Origin of the sequence: Mesorhizobium helmanticense (assembly GCF_003034915.1) — a bacterium.
Lineage (GTDB): Bacteria > Pseudomonadota > Alphaproteobacteria > Rhizobiales > Rhizobiaceae > Mesorhizobium > Mesorhizobium helmanticense.
Window position 1 is genome coordinate 1 of sequence record NZ_PZJX01000067.1, and the last position, 25,846, is coordinate 25,846.

Below are 25,846 nucleotides of genomic sequence, written 5' to 3' on the forward strand. Positions count from 1 at the left end.
CATCAGAAAAACTTGTTTAGCTGACTGTTCATCATGAATTAAAACGAGATTGTTGTAAGCATAAGTCTCTTTGCCCCACCCGAGGAAGCATATGAAAGCCGCTATCGAAAATAAGACAACAAAAATCGATTTGTAACGCCAGATGAGGCCATTCTGCCATCCGATCGGCTGGGCAAACAGGAACCCTAAACAATAAAATGGGTAAGTGTATTTTAACAACGGGGCTATTGATAACGTGATGGGTGCGAATGCGACCGCAATTGCAGATGCGCTTATGATCCACATCGATAGACGGTTGAACGTTGTAAGAACTCTAATCAGAATGAACGAAATAAATGCGGCCCATATGAACCAGTAAGTTCCAATAACTTCCGTCGACAAATCTAACAGATTATCAGTCAAACTCTTCGTAGGAAAAATAGCTGCGGACTTTAACGTCCAAATCAACGTACACCAAAATAGCATTGGCAGTAGTATCTGCATTGCCCGCTCACCGACACCCTGGGTGAATGATTTTCGCAAAATTGCCCCAGAAGAAAGGTATCCGCTTATCGCCATAAAGAGAGGCATATGAAACATGTAGATCGACTTGAAATACGGCGACAACCAGAAAGCGTCGGTGCCCTGGTAGATTAAATATTGTAACAAGTGCCCAATTATCACCAGAGTAATGAGTATGCCTTTGGCGAAATCAAAGCTTAGGTCTCGGTTGTTTGTCCCTGCTGGGCACGAGCCGCGTCCCTTCGCTCCGGCTCTTATGTGATCAAGCATCAGACTCCAGCCTATCTGTTGCAGTTGCCACTTGCCGTTTCTGGGCACGGCGAGCGCGGTGCAAAGGATCGAAAATCACGCGGATCGCGGCGTGGTATGGAGGGCCGATTGGCTGCAACCGAGCGGACAAAATCCCAGTGCCTGATCGCAAACCTCGAGCGCATTGGCGGTCGCATGTGTGGCGATGCGAACGCCCGGCACTATGGTCGTCTGGCCGTCTCTGCAGAACCTCTCAAGATGGTTTCGCAACGGGTGCCGAACCATGCCAAAAGCGAATGGAATGCCACGCTGCTGCAGCACCGGCCGCATGATGCGGATAGAATGACTCATTCCGAGTCTCTCAAGATCCGGATGCATCCTGTACGATCCGAGCTCGCCTACCAAGAAATCAACCTCGCCAACCGTGAAGAAATGGCGCAGCAGGTCCTAGTGAGCTGCTACGCCGTGCACATCAGAGCCGATTGCGCGAACCTTCGGCCCTGCACCGGCCCAGCTACAACCGCCTGAAAGCCCCTGTCGCCCATAGGCCTTTTGGAAGAAGGCGGAGAGTTCGACATGATCGGCTACTTACAGGTCATTTCCCAGCACACGCTGCAGAAGCAGTGGCGTGATCGGGCGCATGTCAAGTGCGGTCATCTATGCAGCGCCCTGGAAGTTTGGTAAAATCGATTGTTTAGATCGCGAGCATCCACGCTATGGATAAGTGAAAGATGCGCTTCAAGGGCCTTGATCTGAACCTTCTCGTCGTGCTCGACGCACTGCTGACCGAGCGGACCCTCACGGCGGCGGCAAGCAGCATCAACCTTAGTCAGCCGGCCATGAGCGCGGCCGTCGCCCGGCTGCGCGACTATTTCAACGATGAACTGTTTACGACGAGCGGCCGCGAACGTGTTCTAACCCCGCGTGCGGAAACACTCGCCCCCGCGGTTCGCAGCGCACTGCTGAACATCCAGTGCTCGATTATCTCTTGGGATCCGTTTAATCCGGCTCAATCCGATCGCCGTTTCAGGATCATTCTTTCCGATTTCGCCACACTCGTGTTTTTTGAAAAGGTCGTGGAGCGGGTTGCACGCGAAGCACCCGCCGTCAGCTTCGAATTGTTGCCTATCGACGACGACCCCGATGAGCTTCTCCGGCGCGGTGACGTCGATTTTCTGATTTTTCCAGAATTGTTCATGTCAAGCGCCCATCCAAGGGCGGCGCTGTTCGACGAGACGCTCGTGTGCGTGGGCTGCTCCACGAACAAGCAGCTGCCACGGCAGCTTACATTCGAGAGATACATGTCGATGAGGCACGTTGCGGTCAAGTTCGGGCGGACGCTGAAGCCCTCAATCGAGGAACGGTTTTTTCTTGAGCATGGTCTCAAGAGACGTGTCGAGATCGTTGTGCAGGCCTTTAGCATGATCCCGCCGATGGTCTCAGGCACAGCTCGTATAGCGACCATGCCCTTCCGGCTGGTTCAGCATTTCAAAAAAACCTTCCCCCTGCGGATCATCGACCTTCCGCTGCCACTACCCACGTTCACCGAGGCCGTTCAATGGCCCGCCCTTCACAACAGTGATCCGGCAAGCATCTGGCTGCGAGAGATATTGCTACAGGAGGCGTCTCGAATGACTTCTCCGGGGGACGCCAAAAGGCGCCCCAGGCAGCCCTAATTTACTCCCGCGTCTCACGCCGGCACTCGCGTCAATAGCCCGTGTCGGAAGAGAGCGATGCTCGCGGCAAGTGCGCCTGCGAGGTCGTCCAGCGGGTGGGCTGCGTCGACAAACGGTGCGAATGAGAAGGGCCCCCCATAGCCGCCATCAAGCAGCGCCCGGATCTGGCTGCCATTGTCGGAACCGACTAGGACGCGATCCGGGTAAATCCAGTGGATCGGATCGTTCACGCTTGAAATGTGGACGAGACCGGTCAGCTCGGAGGAGAAGAACGTCTCCCCGGCAAGCGTGTGGTGGAACGTGTCGTGCACGAGGCGGAAGACGGATTGGCCATCAATGGCGGCAATGGCCTTAGCCGCTTCGTTCTTCGATCGAAGCGAGCAGGTCCGGAAGCCCAGCGGCTCGATGAGACCGATCAGACCGCGCGACTGGAGGATCGGCTTGAGCGCCTTCAAGGCGACGCGGAGATCGCCGCGGCGCTCGACATTGGCGGGCCAGGAGCCGTCGTTGACCGGCACCAGCATGAGCGTCTTGGCTCCGCAGGCCGCTGCATAATCGGCGAGCTTGCTCGCCTCGGCCCTGCGGGCGGGGGTCCACTCATTGAAGCGCTGGAGGGCATTGACGGAAATAATCCCAACGCCTGTGTCGGCGGCCGCAGACCGGACGTCCGCCGCCGGCATGCCGCGTGCAATGGCATTGCTGCCCGGTTGGCTGCGGATCTGGACATCGGTTAGGCCCTGGTCGCGGGCAAAAGCGAAAAGTGCCCTGACGTCAAGTCCGGGCGTCGCCAAATAATCGAGTGCAAAGCGGGGCGATGCTTGGCGCATGGCTTGGCTTTCCTTCCATGAAACGGGCGTCATTCTCGGCTGACTGGCTTCTACCGTGCGTTGATTCGCGAGGGCCAAAATGATGGGCATGAGCGAGGCGAGGCAGTCGTACTCACGTTTCTCTCACGCTATGTTTTTCTCTCATTTATGAGCCGACGTTCACCCAAACGGCGGTGCCGCGTCTCCTGAGACATGGCTTGAATAGGTGCAATGACCGAACTGGCTCGCAGCCATCCAACTGCTTCCGCAAGGTACCCGCCAACCCTGAAAGATGCCCAACCGATCAGATTCAAACTCAAGCAGCAGGGTGTTTCGCCAGAGCGAGGCCGACGCCCAGCGCGATCATCGCGCCGCCTGACGCCTCCCTCAGGCGGCGGATCAACCCGGGACGCGCTGCCGCGCCGTCTTGAATGCCGCTGGCCACGACGGCAATCACGATGTCGGCGAGCGTGTTGAGCGCAATGGACACGGAGCCAAGCACCACGAATTGCAGAGCTATGAGCCCTGCGCTCGGATTCACGAACTGCGGAATGAAGGCGAGGAAGAAGATTGCCGTCTTCGGGTTGAGCGCCTCGACCAGTACCCCTTCACGAAACGCCCGCCGGGGTCCGACTGGACCCACTGCGGCGCCGTCATCGCCGCCAGTCGCTCCCTTGAGGCGGGCGGCTTGAAAGGTGCGAAAGCCGAGCCAGACGAGGTAGACCGCGCCGAACAGCTTTAATGCGGAGAACAGTTCCGAGCTTTCGAGCACGATCGCGGAAACACCTAAGCTTGCGGCGAGGACGTGGATCATGCCCCCCAACCCCGTGCCGAAGCTAGAAGCGATACCTTCCCGACGACCACCGGCGAGCGTGCGCGCGGCAACGTAGAAGATGCCCGGACCGGGGGTGATGGCGAGCACGGAGGCCGCGGCGAGGTACAGGGCGAATGGGGTCAGTTCTGGCATGATGGTCGATTCCGACGAAGATTATTTTGGGATGAGAGCGGCGACGTCGCGGTCAGATGCCCGCTCGCTCGCCGCAAGGCCCGCCGCCACGCCAGCGCGGTCGGCCGCGTTCCGGTTCTGGCTCATTTTGCGCTTGCCCTCCAACCTCGTGATTGGCATGCGCAGGCCGACGATTCCGCGGAGTTGCGCCTGTACAAAATCCGACGGCGCGTCCGACACGGCCCAAGGCGAGGCGCGCTCGCCCTCGTGGTGGTCGGTCAGCCGATTCACGACGTCCAGCAGTCTTCCCGCATCCTCGAAGAACTCGACCGGGCCATAGGCGTGGACGGCGACGTAATTCCAGGTCGGGACGACCTTCCCGGTTTCCCGCTTGGTCGCATACCATGCCGGCGTCACGTAAGCGTCCGGCCCCATGAAGATGGCCAAGCCGTCGCCCAGCGGCGGAACACGGCACTGGGGATTGGCCTTCGCCAGGTGCCCGTAGATCACGCCGTGCTCGCCCTCGCTTTCGTCAAGGAAGAGGGGCAGTGGCGTTGCGAGCGGCCCTTCCGCCGTGACGGTAACGAAGTTCGCCAGCAGCGCCGCGCGAATGGTCGCGCGCAGGCATTCCTTGTCGTCGTCGCGGAAAGCGGGAGGGATGTACATCGCGAAACTCCTTGCGTTACCAAGTCAGGTATCGGCAAGCTGGCCCGTTGGAAACAGCCAGTCAGAAGCTATTTAGGTAGTCCAGTTGGTGAAAGATGGCATCGCGCGCCGGATCAGAGCACCGGAATCCCCGGTGCCGGTCACGGTATGCGAATTGCTTGCCAAACCTTTTGGACGCAGCCAGCGATCCCGCAGGGTCGCGCTATGTGAGCCTGCGGCAAGCCCAATGAAATCGATCCAACGCGAAGTGGACCATACATTCAAACAATCGTCGAAGAGTGAACCTACCGGCGGTGCTGGGCCATGCCGAGAGCGTGCGCGGGTCCTCATCGTAGCAGGTGACAACAGACGTCTAGGCTTAGCCAACTGTCGGAGCCGACCAGTTCGTCCGATGTGCTTGTTCGCAGGGCGTAAACGGTCTGTAAGCCTTCATAAGCGAGACCACACAGGTACTGGCTGGGAAAGCAGGTCCATGCGATCTCGCATTTCAGTGATGTTCTGGAAGCGAGCGAATTTCATATCCGCAGGCATCTAATGCAGGAATCAGATTGGACAGCGCCATAACGGTCTGGTTGCGCAGACTGGCTTGAGTGCTCCGTGTCGACTCGTCGGGAGGGCATCCGTCGTGCAAGAGCACGATTGCGCCGGGGCGTACCGAGGCGAGCACTGCATCGACGATCGCGTCGGTGCCGGGGCGCGACCAGTCTCTTGGGTCGATCGACCAATGAAGGGCCGCCAGCCCCGCGATCTCTGAGGCAGTGAACACTTCTTCGCTCCAGGCGCCGTATGGCGCGCGAATGTAGCGGATCGAGGCCTGCGGGCATGCCAGCATGATGGCCTGGTTCGCCTCAAATACCTCACGTTGCACTTCGCCCAAACCGCATTTGGACAGGTCCGGATGAGACATCGTGTGGTTGCCTACCTCATGCCCTTCTGCGATCATTCGTTGGATGAGATCCGGATGCTCTGCGGCGTAAGCACCAATGACGAAGAATGTCGCTGGCACCCGATTTTGCGCCAGCACATCGAGTATCTGTGGTGTGAAACATGGATTGGGACCGTCGTCAAACGTCAGATAAACGCTTCGACGCCCGGTGCCGTCAGCGCATTCACTCTGCGCCTCCCATCTGTCATCGAGACGTCTCATAGCTGCGAACCCTTGCGGTCAATTGTTGTACCGGTCGGCCATTCGCAATCGGCATAACCCCGATCCTTGAGGTAGGGGCCTACGCTATCGGGGGGAGCTTGTCGCGAAGAGCCGACGCGATGCAGCTTGCGCCGATCACCGATGTACCTGGTCGAAAAGGGGATCGGCTCGCTCGATGTTCGGTGCAGACCAGGAGGGACACACCAGAAAATGCTCCTCGGAGCCAACGCATGCATCGACAATCTCCTTAGGGCTGCATCCTTGAATTCTTCCTATGGGACGTTCTGTCGAATCGGCCAAATCGATTGTTTCGATGACAAGCATCCACGTTGCGGATAGATGAGACAAAGGCTTGGATCGCGCGCAACCTCACGGCGGCAGCAGCAGCATCAACCTTAGTCAGCCGGCCATGAGCCCGGCCGTCGCCCGGCCGCGCGACTATTTCAACGATGAACTGTTTATGATGAGCGGCCGCGAATGCGTTCTAACCCGCGTGCGGAACCGTCAGCGTCTCAGAGTCGAGCGACGACGTCCCGCAGCATCTCGACGCCTTTTTCGATCTGCCGGATGCTCAGGGCGGAATAGCCCATGACAAGCCCGACGCGGTCGGCTTCGCCTGCTCCCGACTGCCGATGATAAAGCGGCGAAATCGGGTGCAGACCCAGACCCGCGTATTGGGCAGCTTCGACCAACGCCGTTTCACGCGATCGCGGCAGGTCGTTGAACCATATGACGACGTGCAGTCCAGCCTCTGCCCCCTGGACGGCGATCCGACCTTGAAAACTCCGCTTCAGGGCGGTCAGCAATGCCTCCCGGCGCTCGCCGTTGATGCGGCGCACGCGGCGCACATGGCTTTCATAGCCACCGCTCTCGATCAGAGAGGCCAATGACTCCTGCCCCGCCATCGGAGAGTGCCGATCGGCAAGCTGCTTGGCGGTTTCGAAAACCTGCAGGAATTCCGCCGGGACGACGAGATAACCGATCCGCAGCATCGGCGAGAGCGTCTTGGAGATGGTGCCGAGGTAGATGACGGCCCCATGATCCTCGAGGCTATGCAGCGGGGGAACGGGGCTGATATCGTAGCGATATTCGCTGTCGTAGTCGTCCTCGATGACATAGGCGCCCTGCTCCCGCGCCCATTCCAGAAGCTGATGCCGCCGCGGGATCGGCATGACGCCGCCGAGCGGAAACTGATGCGAGGGCGTCACATAGGCCAGCCGGGCCGCGACCCCCGCCAGTTGCTCCGTTTGCATGCCGTGATCGTCAACCTCGACGGGAACGGGCGTGGCACCTGTACTGGCAAAGACCTGGCGCGCCATCCTGTAGCAGGGGTCCTCGATGACGAAGCTGTCCCCGGGGTCGAGCAGCAGGCGCGCGCAGAGATCGAGGCCCTGCTGCGAACCATTGACGATGACGATCTGCTCGGGGTCGCAGCGCACAGTACGGGCGCGCCAGAGATAGCCCTGAAGCGCTTGGCGGAGCCGGCTCGAACCGCACGGATCGTCATAGGCGAGCCGTGCCGGCCGCTGCGCCATCGCCGCGTTCATCGCGCGCTTCCAAACCGATGCGGGGAAATCTGAGGGCGCCAGGACGCCATATCGGAAATCAACCTTCAGCGTGTTCGGCAGGTAATCCGGCCAGCGCGGAGTACCACGCAGCCGTTCGCCATAGCTTGACAAGTGAACCGGGCCAAACCGTTTTGGGGGATTGGCGGTCAGCTCATGTCCCAGCAGTGAGGATGCGACACGAGGGCGCGCGCCTTGACGGATGTCGATGAAACCTTCCGCGGCCAGCTGCTCGTAGGCGACGGTGACGGTCGTTCGCGAGACTCCAAGTTCCTCGGCGAGACCACGGGAGGACGGCAGCTGGCTGCCGGTGCCGTAAACACCTCTGAGGATCTGCTCGCGAAGCGCTTCGTAGATCTGGCGCGCGCCCATGCCATGCGAGCGGGTTGAAGCACTGGGACCTGGAGACTGGACCATTTCTTTTCCTGCCAACTGGACATTCCATATCAACCAGTTTGCGGCCACTCCTTCCTAAAGCCAAGAGCACGTCTGAAGCCGATGCCCGAGACCGCAATCCAAGATCGGTAAAGTGGCACATCTGCGAGCGATGCCAAATTCGGCTTCGCTACCCGCGCGATCCATCACAGCTACGATCCGGCCGGTTTTCCCAATGCCGTTCAACCACGCGTCTTCCTGAACTCGACCTACGATTGAAAGTGTTGCGGCGAATGAGGCCACAGCCTTGGCGGCGCAATCCTCGGCGACGCGGAACCCCTCCACACGCTGTACGAAACGGCCTTGCGCTACATCACCGGCGCGGCGCTCCCGACCATGTCGGCCTTCCTGGTTCTCCGCGGGCTGAAAAGGACTCTCACGCTTCGCATGGAATGGCACAGCATCACGGCGCTTGCGATCGCGCAGGTGCGCGACGGGCATTCGGCCGTGGGTTAGCTCCCCTTCCTCGACTCGCATCCCGATCAGGCGATTGCCCGAAAGGAGATGTCGGGCATCGCCAACGAGGGGGCCGAAGGGTCAAGGCGCGCTAAGACATGATCGTCGCCCCACCAACGCATTTTGCCAAAAGCATCTCAACGACGAATATGCCGGCTTGGCGCGCCGTAGGGCCGCCGCCTTATCCCGCGAGCCGCGCAGCCCGCTCGCACGTCCCGTCCGCTATGCGTAACACCAGGCTGATGCCGGAGACCATAGGCAGTCACCGAACCGGGTCCGCCGTCGAGAAACGACGAATTGGTGCTGTCTTGAGCCACCAGCAAGCAAATCCATTACTGATCCTCGACTGCCATAAGGGTTAGATGGGTTGAGCATGCATGCTCGCAGCACATGCAATCGTCAGGACCCTTGCCTCAGCCGATGGATTGGGCACAGTCATATGAAGATGCTTGGACAGACCGGTGTTTCGGCAGCTGTTATCTGTCGTCCAGCGATTGGCATCAGTTTTGATGGACGCGAGCAGCTTGCGAGGGACGCATGCGAACGCGGCGCTGCTCCCACAACCGTCGCAGTTCTCCTGTGAGAGCCTCGCGCTGGGCCTGATCCAGCGTAATTGTATCGAGGAGATCCGCGAGCACGGCTTCGCCTTCGATCCGCGTCAGCAGATCGAACAAGTCATGTGAGATACGCACACCGTCAAGGCTGGAGTGATCCGTTCGGATTTCGCAGACGGTCTCCTGGCGATCCAGCGCCGTGTGAGCGCGGACCTTATATAGGGATACATAAGGCGGCAACGAAACCGCGAGCGCAGTCCAATCCTCCAGCGTTGTGGCCCGTTTTTTGACGAGGAACGGCCCGACCACAAGTCCATCCAACCCTGTCGTCAGGAACGTGGCAATCGAGTCTGCAACTGAATCCACGATCGGCTCGGCATTGTTGTTAAAGGACGTATTGAGCAGAATTGGGATGCCAGTGCGCTGCTTGAAGGCATTGATGACGTCCCAGTAGGCCGGACTGGCCTTGCGCGATACTGTTTGCAGCCGAGCCGTACCGTCGACGTGCGTGATGGCGCCGAGCAAACCACGCTTGGAGTCGCGCACACGGACCACGAAATTCATGAAGGGAAATTCGCACGCACTGCCTGGGAGGTCGAAAAATTCGCGCGCATCCTCCTCCAGCACTGATGGGGCGAACGGGCGATACCCTTCCCGCTTCTTGACCATAGCGTTGATCCGGTCCTTGTTTGTGGCGGGCCTGGGGTCGGCAAGAATGCTGCGATTTCCGAGCGCGCGCGGCCCGAACTCCGAACGACCTTGCACCCAGCCGATCACGGCGCCACCGGCCATCCACTCGGCTGCCCTATCCGCCACCTCCTCAGTGCGTTCAAACTCCAGGTGCCCCGCCCATGCCTTTAGTTCCTCTTCGACAGCATGATCGCTCGCGAGATCCGGCCCCCAATAAACCTCCTGCAATCGCGCACGCGGCGCGGGGCGGCCCAGCTCACCAGACACGATGAGTGCAGCGCCTAATGCGCAGCCAGCGTCGTGCGACGCGGGCTGCACGAAGATGTCTTCGAAAAGGCCTGAATAGAGCAGCTTGCCGTTCATGGAGCAATTGTGCGCAACGCCGCCGGCCAGGCACAACCGCGTCATCCCTGTGGCCTCACGATGATGCCGAAGAATGTGAAACACGATGCGTTCGAGTGCTTCCTGTAGCGACGCACTCACATCTTTGTGCTGCTGAGTGAATGGCATTCCCTTTTGCCGGACCTGAATGGTGCGAAGCAAAGTCGGACCGATGCGGTCCAGGTGGACGCGATACTCGCCGTTTGCAGACAGTTCATAGAACTGCTCGAAAAGCTCGCGATAGGGAACGGGATCGCCGTAGGGGGCAAGCCCCATTACCTTATATTCATCGAACAAGCCGTAGCCGAGATACCGGATCACCTCGAGATAAAATAGCCCAAGGGAATTGTTCTCTGGGAAAGTCGCGAGTTGCGAAATTTCAGCACCAGATCCTACCGCCACAAGACCCGACTGGAAATCACCAGAGCCATCAATCGCGAAAATCAGACTTTGCTCGAAGCCCGACATTGCGAAAGCACTCACGGCGTGCGCCTGATGATGACTTACGAATGAGATACGCGAAGGGTCGAGCTCGCTACCGAACTCCTGCGCCAACAGCTGCTGCACCAAAAATTTGGCATCCAACGGAATGGAGGCGTCCGGCTCGGAAGCAAGCATGTTTTCGAGCATGGCGTTGCAATAGGCTTCGGTAGCGTAGTACGCCACATGATCGATTTCGCTGAGCTGAACCCCAGCGGCTGAAAGACAGTATTGAACCGAACTGATCGGGAGCTTGTTGGAGTGTTTGATCCGATTGAGGCGTTCCTCTTCTACGGCCGCAATGACCTGTCCGTCTCGGACGAGTACCGCAGCGCCATCGTGCATGAATGAGTTCGGAATCTGGAATCTGTTTTCATAGACTTTGTCTAATCCGCCGCTCAATCCTAGACACAGCATCTCGCTCTCCATTTGTCGTACAGGAAGACTGAATTGGCCTTCTCAAGGCCGTTTGATCAAAAACACAGGCTGCGTTGTCGTTCGCCGGCGCGAACGCCAGTCAGACATCGCCAACCTCAAAGAAATTCTCTTCCGCCGGGGATCAACATGAGATCCTGTGATCGAGGTGCCGGGCGGCCCAGTTGATAGATTGAGTGGATGCCACCGAAGACCCTGGGTGGCATGCTGATTTCTGTTGGCGATGTCGCTTATTGGCAGCACGAAGTCCGTTGCGCATTGCTTATCTCCCTCTCTTTCGCGTCAGCGCATGAGTCGGCGGCGCAACAGCGCCATCGAGAGGAAGAATGGCAACAGCGCGTACAGGCCGAGCACACCGACATGCAGGGCAATGCCGCCGATCGGGCGATCAAGCATAACCGGACGAATGAGGTCGATCGCATGTGACAGCGGCATGCATCGCGCTATCTGCTGAAAGGCGCCAGGCAGCTGATCCGATGGGAAAACGGCGCCCGACAGGAACATCATAGGTGTGAGGACAAGCGTCTGGTAAAACACGAAGTAATCGTAGCTGGGCGAAAGCGCGGTGACGACCATCGCGAGGCTCGCAAACACGCACCCAGTGAGAGCAATGATTGGCAGCGCATAGAGGACGGACGGCCAGGCTGCATAACCCAACGTTGCGGTGACAATGGTGATTGCCGTACCGGCCAAGAAGGCCTTGGTGGCTGCCCACGCCAGTTCACCCAAAACGATGTCGCCGAGGGTAACGTGCGTATACAACATTGCTTCCCAAGTGCGCTGAGAGTGCATGCGAGCGAAAGCCGCGTACAATGTTTCCATGGTAGAGGCGGTCATCGCACTTACCGCGACCATGCCGGCCGCCAAAAAGGCAATATAGGACGCACCGTCGACGCGGCCGACCATTATGCCGAGGCCGGTGCCTAGGCCGAAAAGATAGATCATAGGATCGGCAAGGTTTCCGAGAATCGTCACGAGTGAGACTTTCTTCCATGCCAGATAGTTGCGGCGCCACACCGCAACCCAGTTCCACGCATTGGCCGGCAGCGCCGCCGCAAAACCTTCAATCATCGTTCACTCCTCCATCTCGCGCCCGGTCAGCCGCAAGAAAACATCCTCGAGATTGGCTGGACGCAGAAGAAGACGCAGACCTGCTCGCCCCTGCAGTTGCGTGCGCACCTGGTCAGGGTCTGGCGCATAGCAATAAAGGGTTTCGCCGCTGACCTCGATGCGCTGGGAATGTGGCTTGACCAGCGACAGCAACTCGTGCGGATCGCCGCCATAAATCTCCATGACCTGGCATCCGATATGCTCGTCGATCAGCGCCTGCGGGCCGCCTTCGGCGATGTTGCGGCCCTTTTCGAGCACGCACAGCCGATCGCATAATCGCTCAGCCTCTTCCATGAAATGCGTCGTCAGGATAATCGTCTTGCCGCGTGCCAACAGGGCGCGCAGCCGCTCCCAGATCAGGTGGCGCGCGTGCGGATCGAGGCCGGTTGTCGGCTCGTCCATCACGATGAGCTGGGGGTCGTTGATCAACGCCCGTGCCATCGTCAGGCATCGCTTCATGCCGCCGGACAGTTCCGAGACGCGCGCATCCGCCTTGCGCTCGAGGCGAGCGAACTCGAGAAGCGACGGGATGACCGCTTCGCTCTGACGTGTGCTCATGCCGAAGTAGCGTCCGAACACCAGCAAGTTCTCGCGTACGGTCAATTCCTGGTCAAGATTGTCGAATTGCGGGACCACGCCAATGCCCCTGCGTGCCAGCCGAGCGCGCGCCGGCACCGGGACGCCGAGCACCGTGATCGCGCCCGCGTCAGGGCATGTCATGCCGAGGAGCATACGCGCAATCGTGCTTTTGCCCGCCCCGTTTGGTCCGAGGAGGCCGAAACACTCTCCCGACGCAACGGAGAACGACAGTTCGTCGACAACGACCTTGTTCCCATACGACTTGGTTACGCCGGCAAAATCGACTGCCACGGTTGACGCAGAGTCAGGCACGGAGCTTTTCGCGCTTGTTTGCCCGTGAGACTCCCGTTCGATCGCAGGAGTCTCGAATCGCCGCAAATCCTCTGGGCCCAACTTACGCTTCAACACTTGATGTTTCTGGTCCTGGCTCAAAACTCTTCCACCTGAGATCACGTGACTATTGCTGTTCGCTGTAAGCGGCGTCAGATCCCACCAAGTTCGGCTTTGAACTGGTGCCGCCAGTGTCTGTCACATTGGCCGCAGAGCTGCGCGACAACCAATCGCTGTTGCTCAATGTGCACAGCGCGTATGCTTTCAACGGGAGCAAGAGAAAGATGTTGATGAGTGTGTGGAGCGAGAATCCGAGAAATCGAAGTTGGCGCGCACGAAACGCTGCCACGCTGCAGCGAACTATAGTCATGGCTGCAATCATCAGGCATGCCGTCCAAGGCACAGTACCTGTCGTTACGAATTGCGCGAGCCCTGCCAGAATCGACAAAGAGAGCAATAATGGGCCAATATTCTGGCCAATCACGTCCAATGTGAGATAAATATTAAGGCCGCGCAGCAGTTGGAACGCCAGCAACGTGTCACGGAAAGTGCTCCGGGCCCAGCGAAGCTGTTGGCGCAGATAGGGACCCATGCTGTTGGGAACGACTGTTGCCGCGACGGCCTCCGGGACATACTCTGTTCGAAAGCCTGCTTTCAGCATCAGGATCGTAAGGTGGCGGTCCTCGCCGAAGTCGCTCGGCTTCCCTCGAAAGCGCTGCGTCTCGTACTGATCCAGCAGCGAAACAAGCGCAGACCGCCGGTACATGGCACACGGACCGCAGCAACACATGACGGCACCGAACCGAGCCTGCGCTGCCCGCTCTTCGTTGCAGGCGAGCCAGTATTCCATGTCGATCAACCGCGTCAGCCAAGTTTCACTGCGATTGCTAGCCGCCAACTGGCCCATGGCGGCGCCGACCGCTTGATCTTGCATCTTTAGCGCAAGCCTGGTGATGACGTCCGGGGCGAGTATCGTATCCGAATCTACATTCAGCACCAAATCTCCGCACGAGCGGCGAATGGCGGCAATCTGCGCCTTGCGCTTTCCGACATTCTTTGGGAGCGCAACGAAGTTGAACCTCGGGTCGCCCGCGTATTCCTCGTGTACACCCACGAGGGCATCGCGGTTTGCAGAACCGTCATCAACAACATAGACCTGCAGTTTGCCGGCGTAGTCCTGACTTGCAATGGAAGCCAGGCAGTCCGAGAGGGTGCGAGGCGCCTCGTTGTAGCACGGGACAATGACATCGACGCTCGGCCAAGGCTCACCGCCGGGCGGGTCGCCCGAGGTCGGCGGTACGTTTGTAGGCAGGGTAAAAAACACCTGCGCGGTTTTGTAGACGGTCGACAGCAGCGCATAAGAGCAGATGGCAACAGTACTGGCTGTGGCAAACAGGGTCATGAGATGTCAGATTTTTCTGTGAATTTGAGGAAGCGAGCGGATAACAGATCCGCGGTCATAGCTCTGGACCGTTCCGATCGATCAAAGTGCCGGCCGGCCACTCGCTCATCGAGCGTGCAATTGGGAGCACCATGAGGAGTACGTCGTCGTCGACTCGCGTCGTGGAAGGCAGATCGGGGTACACGTCCGGGAGGGTTGAACGCACGCGAACGCCCGTCAGAATGTTCGCCAAGCCTTTGCGGCAGAACCTCGAAACATGGTTCCGGAGCGCTTGCCGAACCGTGCCGAAAGCGAATGGAACGCCAAGCTGCTGCAGTACTGGATACATGACGCTAATCGAATGGGCGATTCCCAGCCCCTCAAGATCCGGACGCACCCCGTATAGACCGAGTTCAGCGACCAGCAGATCAACGTCGCCAACTTTGATGTATCGGCGCAGCACGCCCATGTGAGCCGCTACCCCGTGCACATCATAGCCGATTGCGCGGACCTCCGGCCTTGCACCGGCCCAACTTCGACCGCCTTCGAATTGCTTTCCATTGAAGGCTCCGGTCGGCTCATAGGTCTTCCGGAAGAACTCAGAGAGTTCGAGGTGATCGGGAAGCTGCAACTCATTTTCCCAGCATAACCTCCACTGCACGTCAGGGCGCATGCGAAGACTTCCTCTTTTTCGGGTTCTTTTGTGCACCTCACGCGGTAGAGCAATGGCGGTGCATGTCATGGGTCTATGAACGACCCTCCCGGATTGGTAAAATTGATTGTTTAGATCGCGAGCATCCACGCTATGGATGTTAAAACCATGCCTTTCAAAGGCCCTGATCTGAACCTTCTGGTCGTGCTCGATTGGCCCGATAAGCGGCGGCACCGATGGCAGCTGTCGGTGACACAACCTGATTCAAGAGCGGCCGCCAGCGCGTGGCTGCGCCCGTGCCGAAGCAGCGATCAAGTGGAGGACGCCCGACTGTTAGGCGTCAGCAAACGCGGCGACCGTTGGCGCACGCGATGATGCATGGCGATCGCGCAGCTCTGGATCGCCGGCGGCAAACAGGTTCCGCGAAGCTCTATCGCGCTCGCGAACAGGAATCGTCTGGTCAATGCTTTCGAGTGTTGCCGGTCAACCGGACTGTCGGTGAAAGCACCTGGAGAGCAGGAAGGAGGGCGCGCCCGGATGGCGCTACTTCGAACGAATTGTTTGAGGTTTTGGCCGACTGGAACACCAAGCTTGAGCACCTGAGGCCTGAAGTGCGCGAAGGAGCTGGCCCCTAAGTCTTCATTCCGTGCGAGGGATCAAAGATCGCTGCACACAGAAAAGGCAGCCTAAGGAGCGTCAGCACTTGCGCCGGCCGAAGGGCCGGGACGCGGGACTGACTGCAACGACGAGATCGGTTAAAAGGGCAGCCGTAGGAGTGTCAGCATAGCGCCGCATAAGGCGGGACACGGGACCGACGGCCCCCGACGAGGAGTGCCGCTTTCCCGGCTAGGGATCGTCACCTACCTGGGCCGAAACACCCTTTGAGGTTCTGTGGCGGCAGCCATTAGAGCCCGTCCCGCATAGGGAGAGCCATGCAAAATAAGGACTTCGCTTCATTGGGTATCTATGGGTCATTTATTGGGTAAAGCCGTTACGCAAAATGGCAGAGGTGGGGAACGGTCACCCCGCCGCTTCCGAACCTGATGTCTGGACCGGAAAGGCTTCGGCCGACGTCTGGGGCCGTTGAGGTGGAAGCGGGCGAAAACCCCTCGAGGCTCGCGGCGCAGAACATCGAGCCGCATGAAGAAGCCGGATGTAGTCAGCAGTTGTTACCATCAACCGGATCCAGCTACTTGTTGCAATTGGTACGTCCGCATATTGGGTCAGCTTGACACCGCAGAAGCGCACAGAGTTTCCCAGTGTTTCATCAGGAAGCGGAAATCGGCTTTTGGAAGCGGGCCAGCAGGCAGTCTTCATTGATCGACGCGCCCCGGCACTCGATGCACTCGATCTCGGTCAACGATTCGTTCAGCATGGCGATAGTGGTCTCTGCACCAGCAGCGTGCCCCCAGCGTTGGCAATTGGCGTCACGTGCCGATCCGAAAACCAGCTGCCCGCCTGGCGCAAGCAGGCCTACCAAGTTGCGGACTGCCGCGCGGATCTGAACGAGGTCTCCGACGTAGTAAAGAACCTCCGCAACGACGATCAGGTCGAACAGCTCATCACTCGAAAACTGTTGAACATCGGAAATTATCCAGCTGATGTGCGGCGTCTCCTTCAAGCGTAAACGTGCTCGCGTAATCGCTGGCTCGACGACATCGATCACAGTGAGCCGCTGGCAAATGGGGGCTAGCCGCTCCGTAAAGGCGCCGGCAGCGCACCCGACTTCGAGCGCATTTGCGACTCGACCTTGCGCAAGTGACAACCGGAGAATTTGGGTGTGGCGATCCCGCTCGAACGGGTTGCCATCAAGCCGCCATGGATCGTCTGCGGCCATTTCTCGATTCAGCAGTTCATGATCGATATTATGGGTCAAATTCGCACCTAGCTAAGGCAGCAATCACCGGCGCTGCAAATGCCGTCAGATGTCGGTAGGGTCGGGACCCGGGCACGCTCATTCCGAGAAGCGGGGGCGTTCGTGAGACCCGATGACACGAGTCCGTTTGACGCGGCATGCACCCCAATGAGGAAGAACGTCCCGGCAGCAATTTCCACTGCCTTCGGGTCGTTGCATTCTGTTGCTCCTTTGGGCCCAGTTGGTGCTCAGGCTTTTTCGTCGGGCGTACTGCGGGCCGAGGCAGTTGATTTCGGTCACGCTCCTAGTAGGGTCGGCAGGATTGGCAAAATTGATTGTTTGGATGACAACCATCCACGCGCTGAACACATCGAAAGCGGAATTGGGCGTGGCTGGGTCCACTTCTGCGTGGCGCCGGCCGACAACGCTTTGCGGCGGTCGGGAATTCCGCACACTCGGCGATTGACACGCTGACGATCCGCGATGGAAGAGGCTCGCGTCGTTCAGCAGCCCCGCCTTCATCAAGCATGATCCCGCGCAGCCGCGACGGCTCACATCGAACCACACTCGCCCGCCTGCTACGACGCCGCGCGCTGATGCTGACACTATGGTGACTGGGGTTTACCGCCTCAGCATGGCCGCAATGCCATGACGGACAAAGGGAAGATGTTGGCCGAGGCGCAGCCCGACATGCCTTGCAAGCCGTGCCGCCGGATGCTCGCTTGAGTAGAGTCCGACGAGGATATTCGTAGCATGGTAGAGCGGCGCCGCCGACAGGCGCAGTCGGCTTTCATATCTGTGGAGCATGCCGAGATCGGCAATGTCGCGACGGTCGCGCCATGCGGTCTGGATACCACGGGCGAGCTGCTTCTGGCCGCCGAGGCCGATGTTGAAGCCATGCGCGGTCACCGGGTGCATGCCAATGGCAGCGTCGCCGATCAATGCGACGCTCGGCGCCCGGAACCTGTGCGCCCAGGTCGTGGCCAACGGATAGATATAGCGTTGGCTTGCCAGGCTCATGGTGCCGAGGCGGCCTCGACAGCGCTTTGTCAACTCCCTCAGGAACAACTCGTCGTCGAGGGCAAGCAGGCCGTCGGCCTCGTTTGAGGGCAAAGTCAAAAGCAGCGACGACACGCCTTGCGCGAGAGGCAACATCGCCACCGTCTGATGGTGATCGAACCATTCGATCGCGATCTGGTGGTGGGGGCGCTCGTGCCTCACCCGGCAAATCAGCATCGAGTTGCCAAGCCGATTGATATCGGCGGCGATGCCGAGCAGATTGCGGGTGGCGGAAAAACGCGAATCGGCTGCAACGAGAAGCCGAGCGCTCAGCTGCCTGCCATTGGAGAGCGTTATCACTGCTCCTTGACGGCTGTTTGTTGCACGCACGACCGAGTGGCCGCACAGCAGCCGGGCGTGGCCCTGCAAGCGGATGATCTTGAACAGGGCATCGCGGATCTGGCAATTCGGGACCAGAACGCCCAGTGGTTCCGCGGATCCGCCGGGGGAATCGAAACACAACGCAAACGGGCTCGATCCGTTGAGGACGCGTGCGCCTTGAAGCGGTGACTTGTCCGAACCGGAGATAACATCCCAGGCGCCGAGCTCGCGAAGGATTCCAATCGAGGCGTGGGTGAGCGCGATCTCGCGGCCGTCGAAAGCCGGACTTGCCAGTCTTTCCAGGGCCTGCCCTTCCACAACCGCCAGTTTGAGCTGGCTATGGGCAAGCGATGCGGCGAAGGAAAGTCCGACCGGCCCGGCGCCCACGACAATAATGTCGAAGCTGTCGTCACAGCCGGCCATCAGCGTGCCGCCAGCGCGTCGGTTCTGTTCGTGAGATGATGGGGGAGTCGAGCCGCATGTCGTGCATCGATTGCGCTGTGATCTATTGCCCGCATCGCCTCAAGCGCGTTTCTCACGTCGGTTCCTGGCTGGTGAAGCGTCATTTGCCTGCCGTATGATCTGGATTGTCAAGATGATGGGAGCGACGACCAGGCTGTCGGTGAGCCCATGCGTTTTCCCGTGAAGGACTGGGCGATCAAACCACGCCGACAAGGGCGTGGCCTTGATCTGGGTCAGTCGAGGCCCAACCGGCGTCAGATGACATCGATCCAATCCAGTCATGTGCCAGCTGATCCCATGACGACGCCATGGCACCAGCCAGCCCAAGGAAGAACCAGGCGTCTGATCTGGGGAAGGCTGTTTTAAGGACTTTTGCGAGATCAGCGAATAACCGGCTCGCCATGGAAGCGCCGGCGCGAGGGCGGCGAGACGCCGAAGCCGACTTCCATCATCAGCCGTGGCGTGCGCGACGGTACGGTGCCCATATGGAAGCCGAACGGATCCTCGACGAAACCGAGACCGGCTTCGCCGGTCAGCGTGACGGGGCTGTCATCGCCATAGACCTTGAGAACCTCCTGCGCCGGATGGCCGACGAGCAGCGTCAGCTGATGCTTGATGGCGCGGCGGTTATGACTGCCCCGCACATAAACATGCGGGCCGGTGCCCTCGTCGACCGGCGTCAGATAGAAGAAGAATTTCAGCATCCTCCAGTCATCGAGATCGAAATGATACTTGCCGAGCGAGGCACGGTTCTTGTCGGCGTCGGAAGCCTCGCTGGTCGGGAAACTCCACCACACGCGTGTGGTGATCAGTTTCGCCTGAGCGCCCAGATAATGCGCGGCGATGTCGAGCAGCAGCGGGTCGTTCTGGATGGCGACCGCTGCCTTGCAGCCGAGGATGTGTTCGAAAAAGTGGCCGCCGAGCAAGGAGCGGCCGAAACGCTTCTCGGCCTCGGCATGGTCCTCAGCCATGAATTCGAGACGGCGATCGAAATTGCCGAAACAAGGCGTGTACCGGGCGAAGGCGGCGATCTCCTCATGGATGAAAGTCGGCAGGACGAGCCCGCAAAACAGCCCGTCCGAGCGCAGCGCCTCGACAATTTCCTGGCGATCGACGCCGGCAAACATGGTGTCGTGGGCTTTTTGCGACACGCGAACCGGCTTTGCCCCACGCCAGTGCATCCGGCGCGCCGGCATGGTGCGGGCGAGCACGAACATCGGCAGCCATGCCGGATTCTCGCGAATGTCCGACAGATAGGTCGGAATGCGCACGGCGATGCGGCGCAGCACGCCGCCGTTTCGCGCGATGGCCTCGAGACTGGCGGCGCCGGATTTGTCAGGGCTCGAAAGGGTCATGAAGGTCCTCAGCTAAATGCGACATCGACGAAGCATCGATTCTCCCTGCCTCGCCGCTGGTCCAAGCCCGATTCCCGCTGCGGAAGGACGTTTAGGCGCGCGTCGGATTTTGTGCAATGCACAATAGCCTTGCGCATGGCAAATGCTGTTCGGACCGCCGTGCGCATCAGCCAGTATTCCAGCGGCAGGCAAATGGGGCGGCGGCACCCGCAAGAGCCGCCGCCCGGCTTGGCACCTATTCGCGGACGAACAGCGGCTGCACCCTCGCCCATTGATCGGCGGTTCGGAAGCCGCCGCGTTTCGTGTAGCTTTCGACCGGGAATTTCATCCAGTTGGGCAGCCAGTTGACGATTTTCTCGCGGCCGTTCTCGCCCGACAGGCAATCGCGGATGATCTTCTTTTGCGTCTTGACCTTCTCGGCGACATTGCCGTCGGCGACAGGCTTGCCGGCGAGGTCGGCCAGCATCGCATTGGCGATCTCCCTGTCGCGCAGCAGGTCGAAGAAGGCGTCGTCCGGTTGCCACCACGCACCCATGTCGATGCCCAGATGGTTGCCGAGCGCCTCGACGACGGCGCTGCCGGCTTCGAGCGTCTCTGCCATGACAAGGCTGAGAACGCGCATGACATCGTCGTCGCAAAGTGCCAGCAAACGGGCGAAGACGGCGGCAAGCGCAAAGGCGTCGCCATTGCCGCCGGCTATCGCACCCTCCTCGTCCGGCGCACCGAGCAGGGCAAGAACTTCGCGCCGTTTTTCGGCGAATACAGCTTCGGCCCTGGACGCGGCAATGCTTGCCGCCACCGCTTCATTGGCGGTGCGCTGCGGCTCGCGGCGAACCTGCCACAGGCCCGACCCTGCGATGGCATGCGCCACCATCAGGCGCAGCGTGACACAAGGATGGTCGAGCATGGCGGTACGCACGGCACCGTGGCGGTGCAGATCGACATAGTTCTGCATCGGCCCGGTGAGTTCCGGCCGCGACGGCTTGGCGGGGGTTTCTTCGGGCTCGCCGCCCTCGCCTAGCGCGCGGGCGCGGCGGGCCTCCTTGCGCGACAGCCAGCCCTCGTGGCATTCGACCGCACCGCGATGCGAGACTGATATGAAGACCTTGCCGCCCTTCTTCCTCGGCGTCTTTTCGTAGTCCCATGACTGGAAATGCTGGCCCGGTTCGAGCACGGCCACCTCGGGCCAGCCGGCTTCCAGATAGGCATCGCGTTTGGCGGCAATCGCCTCGTTCTGCTTTTGCCAGAACAGGTCGGCATCGGCGAAATAGCTGTCCTCGCCGAACAGGTCGCAGACGATCAGGCCCGGATAGTCCTCGATGGGGAACAGCGCCACCTTGGTGGAAATCGACTGGCCGCCGAACAGCCATTGTTTCAACTGGTGGCCGCGCGGCGCGTATTGCTCGGGATCGGCATAAAGCGCGAGCCAATCCTTCTGCTGCGCCTTGGAGGCCATGGTCAGATGGCGCGCCGTCTCGGCGTCGATGTCCTCGCGCCGATAGGCCTCGCGGATCTTGGGCAGAAGATCGCCGAGCGCCAGAATGCGTTTGACCAGAAGCTCGGTGACGCCGAAGGTTGCGGCGATATCTGGAATGGTGCGGCCTTCCCTGATCAGCCGCGAAAACGTCTCCCACTGCGACACCTCGTCGGGATCGAGCCGGGCGAAGTTTTCGATCAGCGAGGCTTCGAGCGCGTCGGCGTCGTCGCCCTCTTCCATGATGGCGCAGGGCAAGGCATCGTCCTCGCCGCGCTCGTCGGCGAGCGATTTCGCGGCGAAATAGCGGCGCCGGCCGGCGACGATCTCGAAGCTTTCCGGTGTGCCGTTGGGCCGCACCAGAAGCGGCACCAGGACGCCGCGCGCGCGAACCGACGGCAGGATGTCCGACACGTCGGGCGCGCGTTTGGAATGGCGCATGTTGAGCGTGGAAATGTTGAGCTTATCAAGCGGAATGTGGGCAAGCTGCATGGTTTGTCTCCTTGGTTGAGGGGTGGGATTTCCCCGCCGCAGAGGCTGCAAGCCGGCGCGGCGGGACGGTTTTCGCGCCTTACCGGCGCGTCTGTTCCGCCGTGTCGGGCGGAAGCCTGGAATGGGCGTTGCCAAGGGCTTCTGCCGCCTGTCGCAGCAGCCGGTCGGCTTCGGTGATGTGGCCGGCGCTGCACGCGGCTTGGGCATAGACGGAGAGCGGAAAGCGCGCCTTGAAGCAGAGGTCGCGCTCGATGCCGAGGCCAAGCCGCCCCTTGATGCTTGCAAGCTCGGCAAGGCTGACGCTGCCGAGTTCGGGGAAGCCGAAGCCGAGGTCGCAAAGGCCGAACATTGTGTCGCCGTCGGCGTCGAGTTCGGTGAGAAGCCAGGTCGCTGGCCCGGTCGGATCGAACAGTTTGACCACCGGAAAATGGTCGGTTTCGGTGTCGGTTGCGCCATTGGCGAGCAGCCGGGCGCAAAGCTCGTCGGTGATCAGGATCATGGCAAAACTCCTCTCAAAACAGGTCGAGTTGATTTCTGGGGGCGTCAACGAACAGCCCGATAACGAGCGGCTTTTTGCGCCGCGCGGGCGCATCGGCGCGTCGGCAAAAAGGGCAAGGCGGTCGCGCGTGGTGAGCGGCCGGACACCGGGGTGTCGGGATCGCGCGCGCTCATGCCGCGATCTCGTCTTGTTGCGCGCCTTCGGCCTCGGCGTTGAAGCCCAGAAGAAAATCGGCGGCCTTGGAGGCAAGGCTGGCGGCGCGGAAGATGGCGCGATTGTCCTCGCGCAGCACCTTCAGCCATGTGCCGATATAGTCGGCATGGCGCACGGTCGGCTCGATGCCGAGGGTCGAGCAGACAAAGGCAGCGGTGATTTCGGCAACCAATTCCTCGCGCGCATAGGTCTTGGAACCGAAGGCGCCGGAGAGGTCGCGCGCCAGCCGCGCCGGGTGGCCGGTCCAGTGGCCAAGCTCGTGGAAGCAGGTGCGGTAATAGTCGATCTGCTGAAAGAACGCCGGCTGCGGCGGCACCTGAATGGTATCGGTGCCCGGCATGTAGAAAGCGCGATCGCCGCCGATGCGGAAATCCGCGCCGCTTCCTCGAATAAGCCCTTCGGCTTGGGGTACGATCTGGCGTTCTGGCAGCGGCTCGGCCTTGCGGTAAAGGTGCTCGGGCAGGCCGTCGCACTGCGCGACGTTGAAGACGGTGAAGCGCTTCAAATACGGCACCGTCTGCGGCTCGTCGCCGTCCGTCCTGGCGCGCTCCTGCTCGCCCTTTGGGACAAAGCGGTCGGCATGCACGATTGTTGTGCCGCGCTCGCCCTTCCTGACATTGCCGCCAAGGACAAGCGCCTGCCGGAAGGTCAGCCAGTTCTGGCCGGGATAGCTGCGCTCGATGACGGCGCCCCACAGGATGAGGATGTTGATGCCGGAATAGCGGCGCCCGGTGGCCGCGTTGCTGGGCAGGCCGAGGTCGGCTTTTGCGCTGCCCCATGGCTTGACCCATGGCACGGTGCCGCGCTCCAGTTCGGCAATGATGCGGTCCGTGATTTCCTGATAAAGGCTGGCGCCCGAGCGCCCGCCCCTGCCCGCGCCAGCCTCTGCGCTGCCGGAACGCTGGTGTTTTGCACGCATCGTCTGGTCCTCCGCTCTTCAATCCCGCGCCTTTCCCCGGAAGCGGGGTGGGCGGCGAGACGCGACCGGAAAGGCCCGCCGTCGGAGGCGGACCGCATCCAAAGGACCGGAACGAAGAGGAGGACCCGAAGCGAAGCGAAGGGTTGCGGGATGCCGCGGCGGGCCTAGAAGGGAGTGCCGCCCACCCCGCGCCGCCGGGAACGGCCAACGAACAAACCGCGCCGGCCGACAGGCCGGCGACCGTCAGCAGCCGACAGGCTGCCCGCGCCAGGGGGCGAAGCCGGATGGCCGAGACCGCCTGAGCCTGGCGAAGAAAAAGCGGGCTCGGTTCACGAGCACCCGGCACGCGCCGTCAGGCGCGCGGGCGCCGTCAAAGCTTAGGCCAAATTGCCGCTTCCCGCGGAGGCGTGGATGCCATGCCTTTCGCTGCCGTTATCAGGTCGCAGAGCTCAACGCTCGGTGCCCCCGCAAGGCGTGCGGGCGAGAAAGGCGCTGAACAGGAATCTCGTTCCAGGAACGGTCGCTCCTGTCCATAACGCGGTCGGCAGGTCGCCAGGGCCCCGTCGCTCGAGGTCCTATGCGAAGTGCTGTTACACATCCTGACGCAGCCAATAGAAAACATCCGCCGTTTTGAAGAGAAAGCCGGGATGCCTCCGTGCCAGCCGCTGAAGCGAATCTGAAACTCTCCGACCTGTTCGGCGCTATCGACCGCATGCCGACGCCTGGCACGTTGTTGGGTGAGCGAAAGTTCGAGGGCTTTTGATCGATCCACTGGCGAAGTGTTGGCAGAGCTACCCGACATGGACGCTGAGACGCGCACGGCGATCGACAAGGCTTATATGGCGCAGGCTGGATGGGCGGCGTTGACCCCGGGAGCGCAGGGACATGCTCTGACGCTGGCATCAATTGATCATCGAGCACGCCGACGACCTCGCTGCCATCCTCACAGCTGAGATGGGCAAGCCGCTTGCCGAAGCCAAGTCGGAAGTCTCGCATGCGGCGGCATATCTGCAATGGTATGCCAAAGAGGCCAACCGCATCCATGGCGAGACGAACTTCCCGCCCTCGACCGACCGGGGCATGCTGGTGATCAAGCAGCCAATCGGCGTTGTTGGCACGATCACGCTATGGAATTTCCCGGCTTCAATGGTGGCGCGCAAATCTCACCGGCACTGGCGGCGGGCTGCACCGTGATCTTGAACCTGCCGAACAGACGCCGCTTGTTGCAGGCGCAATGCGCGCGGCCGGCTTTCCCAAGCGTCGTCAACCTGATCCATGCTTGCAAAGGCGATGCCGTCGGCCGCACACTGATCAGCCGAAGAACTTGATCCACAGGCGCTTGAACCATGCGACGATGGCCTTGAGCCCCTTCGGCTGGGCGCCGCGCTTGAGAAGGCGGTCATAGGCACGGGCCGGCTTCGATCTGCTCGCGAGACATCTTGCCGGCCCAATGGATCGATGATGACTGCCTGCAGGAACTGGGCTGGATTTTCCAAAGTGCGGCGCGACCTCGCCCAATGGCTGGCCAAGTGGGAAACGCGCTGCCCCAAACTGTGCCAGTGGGTGGAGGACAACATCGAGGAGACTCTCACTTCAACCGGCTGCCACGCCAGCATCACAAGCGCCTGAAGAGCACGAAGATCCTGGAGCGGCTCAATCAGGAGATCAAGCGGCGCACCCATGTGGTGCGCATCTTTCCCAGCGCCGAGAGCTGCCTGCGGCTCGTCCGCGCGCTCGCCGTCGAAACACACGAAAACTGGCTGGAGGCCATGCGAATCTCAACATGGAGCATCTGGCCGAGCACAAGAAGGAGATGCTGCGCAAGCTGGAGGAGCCCAAGGCCACCTGACGGCGGCGGGCGGGCCGGGCGCTTGCGTTACTTGAAGACGCCGCGCCTGACCCGCCAACACCGGCGACCGTGATCGCAAATTTGCAGGAGACTCTGGACAGAGGTCCCCAACTGCATCAAAAATAGGCAGAGCTAAATTATGGAATCCGATTGAGATGGAGGAGGAACGGTTACAAGCCTTTGTACAGTCCCCCAAACTTTTCGATATCGATGGGTTTACCTGCGGACCATTTAGCCATCGATTCCGATCGCTTTAGCTTCATCTCACGACGGGAATAGGCGCAGAGAGGTCTGGCTCTCGTGCAGAAC

At 60.5% G+C, this 25,846-nt stretch carries 20 protein-coding genes and 4 pseudogenes; 5 read left to right on the forward strand and 19 right to left on the reverse strand.

From position 1 onward, the window contains the following. Together C9427_RS31400 and C9427_RS31405 are read right to left on the reverse strand one after the other, a co-directional pair. A partial coding sequence (locus C9427_RS31400) for an acyltransferase family protein (protein ID WP_107652908.1) occupies positions 1 to 771 on the reverse strand: 771 nt, incomplete at its 3' end. A gap of 75 nt (positions 772 to 846) precedes the next feature. Further along, a pseudogene (locus C9427_RS31405) lies at positions 847 to 1,275 on the reverse strand (GNAT family protein); the annotation flags it as partial. A 206-nt stretch (positions 1,276 to 1,481) separates the two neighbouring features. Between C9427_RS31405 and C9427_RS31410 the strand changes: the two are divergent. Then, entirely contained in the window at positions 1,482 to 2,426 is a 945-nt protein-coding gene (locus tag C9427_RS31410) for a LysR family transcriptional regulator (RefSeq protein WP_107652892.1), read from the forward strand. A 14-nt stretch (positions 2,427 to 2,440) separates the two neighbouring features. Here the strand turns inward: C9427_RS31410 and C9427_RS31415 are convergent, their stop codons facing one another. The 4 genes from C9427_RS31415 to nodB all read right to left on the reverse strand — a co-directional run bounded on the left by C9427_RS31415 (position 2,441) and on the right by nodB (position 5,991). Beyond that, complete coding sequence (locus tag C9427_RS31415) at positions 2,441 to 3,286, reverse strand: TIM barrel protein (protein WP_027056371.1); 846 nt, start codon at positions 3,284 to 3,286, stop codon at positions 2,441 to 2,443. A gap of 262 nt (positions 3,287 to 3,548) precedes the next feature. Next, the gene (locus C9427_RS31420) at positions 3,549 to 4,199 is read right to left on the reverse strand and encodes a LysE family translocator (RefSeq protein WP_107652893.1); all 651 of its coding nucleotides are present in this window, start codon (positions 4,197 to 4,199) and stop codon (positions 3,549 to 3,551) included. Between the two features lie 21 nt (positions 4,200 to 4,220). Next, positions 4,221 to 4,844: an FMN-binding negative transcriptional regulator gene (locus C9427_RS31425; RefSeq protein ID WP_107652894.1), complete on the reverse strand. Its 624-nt coding sequence runs from the start codon at positions 4,842 to 4,844 to the stop codon at positions 4,221 to 4,223. 487 nt (positions 4,845 to 5,331) lie between these two features. Continuing rightward, the gene (gene nodB / locus C9427_RS31430) at positions 5,332 to 5,991 is read right to left on the reverse strand and encodes a chitooligosaccharide deacetylase NodB (protein ID WP_107652895.1); all 660 of its coding nucleotides are present in this window, start codon (positions 5,989 to 5,991) and stop codon (positions 5,332 to 5,334) included. A 329-nt stretch (positions 5,992 to 6,320) separates the two neighbouring features. Between nodB and C9427_RS34525 the strand changes: the two are divergent. Next, positions 6,321 to 6,481 (forward strand): annotated as a pseudogene (locus tag C9427_RS34525) (LysR family transcriptional regulator); the annotation flags it as partial. A gap of 22 nt (positions 6,482 to 6,503) precedes the next feature. Here C9427_RS34525 and pdxR read toward each other — a convergent pair. Continuing rightward, complete coding sequence (gene pdxR / locus C9427_RS31435; protein ID WP_107652896.1) at positions 6,504 to 7,973, reverse strand: MocR-like pyridoxine biosynthesis transcription factor PdxR; 1,470 nt, start codon at positions 7,971 to 7,973, stop codon at positions 6,504 to 6,506. Between the two features lie 273 nt (positions 7,974 to 8,246). Here pdxR and C9427_RS31440 point away from each other — a divergent pair. Further along, positions 8,247 to 8,447: pseudogene (locus C9427_RS31440) on the forward strand (PLP-dependent transferase); the annotation flags it as partial. 222 nt (positions 8,448 to 8,669) lie between these two features. On the opposite strand, the gene C9427_RS31445 reads toward C9427_RS31440, so the two are convergent. From C9427_RS31445 to C9427_RS31500, 12 genes are all read right to left on the reverse strand, one after another. Beyond that, entirely contained in the window at positions 8,670 to 8,822 is a 153-nt protein-coding gene (locus C9427_RS31445) for a nodulation protein NodZ (protein ID WP_425351695.1), read from the reverse strand. A 125-nt stretch (positions 8,823 to 8,947) separates the two neighbouring features. Next, complete coding sequence (locus C9427_RS31450; protein WP_107652909.1) at positions 8,948 to 10,969, reverse strand: carbamoyltransferase family protein; 2,022 nt, start codon at positions 10,967 to 10,969, stop codon at positions 8,948 to 8,950. 300 nt (positions 10,970 to 11,269) lie between these two features. After that, positions 11,270 to 12,058, reverse strand: a complete 789-nt coding sequence (locus C9427_RS31455; protein ID WP_107652898.1) for an ABC transporter permease — start codon at positions 12,056 to 12,058, stop codon at positions 11,270 to 11,272. Positions 12,059 to 12,061: 3 nt separating this feature from the next. Beyond that, on the reverse strand, positions 12,062 to 13,084 hold the full coding sequence (gene nodI / locus C9427_RS31460; protein ID WP_107652899.1) for a nodulation factor ABC transporter ATP-binding protein NodI: 1,023 nt from the start codon (positions 13,082 to 13,084) through the stop codon (positions 12,062 to 12,064). A gap of 49 nt (positions 13,085 to 13,133) precedes the next feature. After that, positions 13,134 to 14,408: a chitooligosaccharide synthase NodC gene (gene nodC, locus C9427_RS31465; RefSeq protein WP_107652900.1), complete on the reverse strand. Its 1,275-nt coding sequence runs from the start codon at positions 14,406 to 14,408 to the stop codon at positions 13,134 to 13,136. A 55-nt stretch (positions 14,409 to 14,463) separates the two neighbouring features. Further along, positions 14,464 to 15,060, reverse strand: coding sequence for a NodA family N-acyltransferase (locus tag C9427_RS31470; RefSeq protein WP_107652901.1), 597 nt, complete (start codon positions 15,058 to 15,060; stop codon positions 14,464 to 14,466). A 1,246-nt stretch (positions 15,061 to 16,306) separates the two neighbouring features. After that, on the reverse strand, positions 16,307 to 16,915 hold the full coding sequence (gene nodS / locus C9427_RS31475) for a nodulation methyltransferase NodS (RefSeq protein ID WP_107652902.1): 609 nt from the start codon (positions 16,913 to 16,915) through the stop codon (positions 16,307 to 16,309). A gap of 600 nt (positions 16,916 to 17,515) precedes the next feature. Beyond that, positions 17,516 to 18,697 carry a 5-demethoxyubiquinol-8 5-hydroxylase UbiM gene (ubiM, locus tag C9427_RS31480; protein WP_107652903.1) on the reverse strand — a complete coding sequence of 394 codons (1,182 nt, stop codon included), beginning with the start codon at positions 18,695 to 18,697 and terminating at the stop codon, positions 17,516 to 17,518. 419 nt (positions 18,698 to 19,116) lie between these two features. Continuing rightward, on the reverse strand, positions 19,117 to 20,091 hold the full coding sequence (locus C9427_RS31485; RefSeq protein ID WP_107652904.1) for a hypothetical protein: 975 nt from the start codon (positions 20,089 to 20,091) through the stop codon (positions 19,117 to 19,119). Positions 20,092 to 20,326: 235 nt separating this feature from the next. Then, positions 20,327 to 22,057 carry a ParB/RepB/Spo0J family partition protein gene (locus tag C9427_RS31490; protein WP_107652905.1) on the reverse strand — a complete coding sequence of 577 codons (1,731 nt, stop codon included), beginning with the start codon at positions 22,055 to 22,057 and terminating at the stop codon, positions 20,327 to 20,329. 79 nt (positions 22,058 to 22,136) lie between these two features. Then, positions 22,137 to 22,556, reverse strand: a complete 420-nt coding sequence (locus tag C9427_RS31495; protein ID WP_107652906.1) for a DUF2958 domain-containing protein — start codon at positions 22,554 to 22,556, stop codon at positions 22,137 to 22,139. Between the two features lie 169 nt (positions 22,557 to 22,725). Continuing rightward, complete coding sequence (locus tag C9427_RS31500) at positions 22,726 to 23,688, reverse strand: ArdC family protein (protein ID WP_107652907.1); 963 nt, start codon at positions 23,686 to 23,688, stop codon at positions 22,726 to 22,728. Between the two features lie 906 nt (positions 23,689 to 24,594). On the opposite strand from C9427_RS31500, the gene C9427_RS35485 reads away from it, so the two are divergent. Then, complete coding sequence (locus C9427_RS35485) at positions 24,595 to 24,882, forward strand: aldehyde dehydrogenase family protein (protein ID WP_425351696.1); 288 nt, start codon at positions 24,595 to 24,597, stop codon at positions 24,880 to 24,882. Between the two features lie 266 nt (positions 24,883 to 25,148). After that, a pseudogene (locus tag C9427_RS31510) lies at positions 25,149 to 25,537 on the forward strand (transposase); the annotation flags it as partial. Positions 25,538 to 25,846 lie beyond the last annotated feature (309 nt).

What these genes read in the sequence shown, in the direction of transcription:
- C9427_RS31410 (WP_107652892.1), top strand. Translation starts at nt 1,482, where the DNA reads ATGCGCTTCAAGGGCCTTGATCTGAACCTTCTCGTCGTGCTCGACGCA.
- C9427_RS31500 (WP_107652907.1), bottom strand. Translation starts at nt 23,688, where the DNA reads ATGCGTGCAAAACACCAGCGTTCCGGCAGCGCAGAGGCTGGCGCGGGC.
- C9427_RS31490 (WP_107652905.1), bottom strand. Translation starts at nt 22,057, where the DNA reads ATGCAGCTTGCCCACATTCCGCTTGATAAGCTCAACATTTCCACGCTC.
- C9427_RS31450 (WP_107652909.1), bottom strand. Translation starts at nt 10,969, where the DNA reads ATGCTGTGTCTAGGATTGAGCGGCGGATTAGACAAAGTCTATGAAAAC.
- ubiM (WP_107652903.1), bottom strand. Translation starts at nt 18,697, where the DNA reads ATGGCCGGCTGTGACGACAGCTTCGACATTATTGTCGTGGGCGCCGGG.
- nodB (WP_107652895.1), bottom strand. Translation starts at nt 5,991, where the DNA reads ATGAGACGTCTCGATGACAGATGGGAGGCGCAGAGTGAATGCGCTGAC.
- pdxR (WP_107652896.1), bottom strand. Translation starts at nt 7,973, where the DNA reads ATGGTCCAGTCTCCAGGTCCCAGTGCTTCAACCCGCTCGCATGGCATG.
- C9427_RS31485 (WP_107652904.1), bottom strand. Translation starts at nt 20,091, where the DNA reads ATGACCCTTTCGAGCCCTGACAAATCCGGCGCCGCCAGTCTCGAGGCC.
- nodC (WP_107652900.1), bottom strand. Translation starts at nt 14,408, where the DNA reads ATGACCCTGTTTGCCACAGCCAGTACTGTTGCCATCTGCTCTTATGCG.
- C9427_RS31425 (WP_107652894.1), bottom strand. Translation starts at nt 4,844, where the DNA reads ATGTACATCCCTCCCGCTTTCCGCGACGACGACAAGGAATGCCTGCGC.
- C9427_RS31415 (WP_027056371.1), bottom strand. Translation starts at nt 3,286, where the DNA reads ATGACGCCCGTTTCATGGAAGGAAAGCCAAGCCATGCGCCAAGCATCG.
- C9427_RS31495 (WP_107652906.1), bottom strand. Translation starts at nt 22,556, where the DNA reads ATGATCCTGATCACCGACGAGCTTTGCGCCCGGCTGCTCGCCAATGGC.
- C9427_RS31455 (WP_107652898.1), bottom strand. Translation starts at nt 12,058, where the DNA reads ATGATTGAAGGTTTTGCGGCGGCGCTGCCGGCCAATGCGTGGAACTGG.
- C9427_RS31420 (WP_107652893.1), bottom strand. Translation starts at nt 4,199, where the DNA reads ATGCCAGAACTGACCCCATTCGCCCTGTACCTCGCCGCGGCCTCCGTG.
- C9427_RS31470 (WP_107652901.1), bottom strand. Translation starts at nt 15,060, where the DNA reads ATGCGCCCTGACGTGCAGTGGAGGTTATGCTGGGAAAATGAGTTGCAG.
- C9427_RS31445 (WP_425351695.1), bottom strand. Translation starts at nt 8,822, where the DNA reads ATGCTCAACCCATCTAACCCTTATGGCAGTCGAGGATCAGTAATGGAT.